This window comes from Levilactobacillus parabrevis ATCC 53295, assembly GCF_001434055.1.
Taxonomy (GTDB): Bacteria; Bacillota; Bacilli; order Lactobacillales; family Lactobacillaceae; genus Levilactobacillus; species Levilactobacillus parabrevis.
This window is the reverse complement of record NZ_AZCZ01000081.1, coordinates 1-2,785: the sequence shown is the minus strand read 5'-3', so window position 1 is coordinate 2,785 and position 2,785 is coordinate 1. Positions and strand designations below refer to the sequence as shown.

Here is a 2,785-nt window from a genome sequence, read left to right as displayed (position 1 = left end):
ATTCGGATTAAATTTGCAATCTACCGAATATCCACTAATAGTGTATATCTATAGTTACATTATTCCACTGCTCAATGGCCTGTATGAAAGTGAAGAGCCAGATTTCACAGAACAATTAAATTCCTATAGTAAAGACTTAGCAAAGGAGATTATTCTTGATTTAATTGGAGCAACGGGTATTGATATACAAGAATTTGATAAATTAGCTATGAAGCTTTAGTTGTACTAATTGCAAATGGGACTACGGAAACTTTTAATAGATTTATCGAAAAGTTCAGCTAATCACTGTTTTTTTTGCATATGGTCAGGAGGTGGCGATATCATGATTAATTCATAGTAAATACGGGTATGAGTTTCCGGAGTGGGCACAGGCGGGTGCTCGGCTCGATAAGATGGTGTAAGGATAATAGACGTCGTGCTAAATAGCGTGGCGTTTTTATTTTGCCCAAAATTTGGAGGTGGCCGGCATGGGCCAGATGGTAAATAGCAGATTTGGCCTTGTCAGTCGCACAGAGACACGTTGCTTGGGTGACTTAGAACATCAGCTTAAAGATGGACGGTGGTAACGTAAAAAGCCGCAGCGACCACATAAGCCGCGTATTACAGTGTGGAGAAAAAACAAGGTAACAAGCGTGAAAAAATAAAAGAAGACCAGATTTTGGTCTTCTTAAAAATGATAATTTATTTATCGTCTTTATCTAACTTTTCCTTTACGTTATCAACCGTATCTTTAACAGCATCTTTGGCATCTGACAGTTTATCTTTAGCCTTACCTAGAATACCTTGACCCTTACCTTCAGCTTCGCGGGCCTTGTCGTTCGTAACCTTGCCTTCAACTTCTTTAGCTTTTCCACTTACCTTATCTTTGGTGCTATCAATTTTGTCATCTAGACTCATAATATAACCTCCCATAATGTATTTGTTACAACAGTATTATTCCACATTTTAATTTGCTTGTCTAATAAGGAGATCCTACAAGAGATAGTGTGAATGACACTTATAAGGTAGATTGCAAATTTAAATATTGATTAACTGATCTTCAATTGCTCAATCATTTACGTTCTAAGAAGCCTAATACAGATAAATTTGGCTAATTATCCATGTAATTTTTGTTGCAATGTATCACCAATGCCATCTACTTTCTTAGCAGCCAAGACGGTGCCACCGATGAGGACACCACCTACAATGAGCGTAGAAGCAATCATAAACTTAAATACACTTTTCAAGACGTCCATAAAATTCCCCCTTACTTTTTACTGGTTCGACCAACAACTAATGAAACAATCAGAACTAAAATAATTGCCCCGATGATCGATGGTATCAATGCCATGCCAGCTAACGAAGGGCCCCAAGTGCCAAGGAGCCCTTGGCCAATCCACGCACCGATTAAACCAGCTACGATGTTTGCAATCCAGCCCATAGCAGCACCACGGTTAGTGATTGCGCCAGCAATGGCACCAATGATTGCCCCGACGATTAATGACCATATAAGTCCCATATTTACTCACTCCCTTAGTTAACACGACTAGATTTATTGTCAGACGTTACTTTATCAACGCTGTCACCTAATGTTTCCTTCGATTTCTTTGCGCCCTTACTGACGGATTCCTTCGTTTTGTCTGTGGCATCGCTCACGCGATCTTGCAGAGAAGTCGAATCTTTTTCATATTGCTCCTTTGTCTTGACATCAACAACATTCACATTTACCTCAATTACTTCTAATTCGGTCATATTCTTTACTTCCCGAACGATAACATTTTTGATCTTGTCATACAGTTTAGAAATATCAATGCCGTATTCAGCAACAATGTCGAGATCCACCACCTTTACCATAATTATAGCAGGACAGTTGTGATGATGGAATTATATGCTCTTATAAGGAACCAATTAAGATTTTTGTTTGACTAAACCAATCTAGCCAATAGGGTATACCCTAGTGGCCGTTTTTGTTTCTGTGCTATACTAGGCATTAAAAGTGTTCATTAGGACTGTCCAAAAGGAAGGCTGAAAATGGCTAAAATTGGTTATGCGCGTGTGAGTTCCAAGGAGCAACATTTAGATCGACAGTTAGCGGCTTTAAAAGACGTTGATAAATTATTTACGGATAAATTAAGTGGGGCTAACACTAATCGGCCAGAACTGCAAAAAATGCTGGCCTATATTCGTGAGGGTGATATTGTCCTGGTCACTGAATTAGATCGCTTAGGCAGAAACAATCAGGATTTAACTAAAATCATGAACATCCTTCAAAATAGGGGCGCCACCCTAGATGTGTTAAATTTGCCGTCCATGACCGGGATTGCTGACCCAAATTTACGTCAACTGATGACCAACTTGATTATTGAACTCTATAAGTATCAGGCCGAAAGTGAACGTAAGCGAATCATTGAGCGCCAGCAACAAGGGATTGCCTTAGCTAAGCAGCAGGGTAAATATCATGGGCGCAAACCCCAATATGCCAAAGATGATCCCCGTTTGCAACACGCTTTTAAGCTTTATCAAACGGGTATGAGTGATGTAGATGTTGCCCGTAATACAGGGATTAAACGGACGACCTTTATCAGATATCGAAAGAAATTCAATATACAAAGATGATGTTTACATGAGAGAATCATAGCAGAGCGGACCACTTGAAACTTCTAACTCCACTAAAATCCGAGAAATGACCAAGAAAAATGACAACTCTTCGAATATTGTTACTTCAAATTAAAATCAAAAATGATTACCTTAAAAATTGAGGTTTTTTAATTAAAATAATATTGGCGAATTTTATAATCAAGTTAGC

At 38.7% G+C, this 2,785-nt stretch carries 5 protein-coding genes and 1 pseudogene; 2 read left to right on the top strand and 4 right to left on the bottom strand.

Features of this window, described 5'->3' with window-relative positions; all coding sequences use genetic code 11:
* Positions 1-220, top strand: a 220-nt coding sequence (locus FD07_RS12465) for a hypothetical protein (RefSeq protein WP_162254229.1), incomplete at its 5' end; no start/stop codon positions are given.
* Between the two features lie 461 nt (positions 221-681).
* On the opposite strand, the gene FD07_RS11740 is transcribed toward FD07_RS12465, so the two are convergent.
* The 4 genes and pseudogenes from FD07_RS11740 to FD07_RS11730 all read right to left on the bottom strand — a co-directional run.
* Positions 682-897 carry a CsbD family protein gene (locus FD07_RS11740; protein ID WP_003680381.1) on the bottom strand — a complete coding sequence of 72 codons (216 nt, stop codon included), beginning with the start codon at positions 895-897 and terminating at the stop codon, positions 682-684.
* A gap of 197 nt (positions 898-1,094) precedes the next feature.
* Entirely contained in the window at positions 1,095-1,235 is a 141-nt protein-coding gene (locus FD07_RS12505; RefSeq protein WP_003681696.1) for a hypothetical protein, read from the bottom strand.
* An 11-nt stretch (positions 1,236-1,246) separates the two neighbouring features.
* A complete protein-coding gene (locus FD07_RS11735) occupies positions 1,247-1,498 on the bottom strand; it encodes a GlsB/YeaQ/YmgE family stress response membrane protein (protein ID WP_003680323.1) in 252 nt (83 codons plus the stop codon).
* Between the two features lie 14 nt (positions 1,499-1,512).
* A pseudogene (locus FD07_RS11730) lies at positions 1,513-1,821 on the bottom strand (Asp23/Gls24 family envelope stress response protein); the annotation flags it as partial.
* Between the two features lie 189 nt (positions 1,822-2,010).
* Here FD07_RS11730 and FD07_RS11725 point away from each other — a divergent pair.
* On the top strand, positions 2,011-2,595 hold the full coding sequence (locus FD07_RS11725) for a recombinase family protein (RefSeq protein ID WP_020090541.1): 585 nt from the start codon (positions 2,011-2,013) through the stop codon (positions 2,593-2,595).
* Positions 2,596-2,785: the final 190 nt, after the last annotated feature.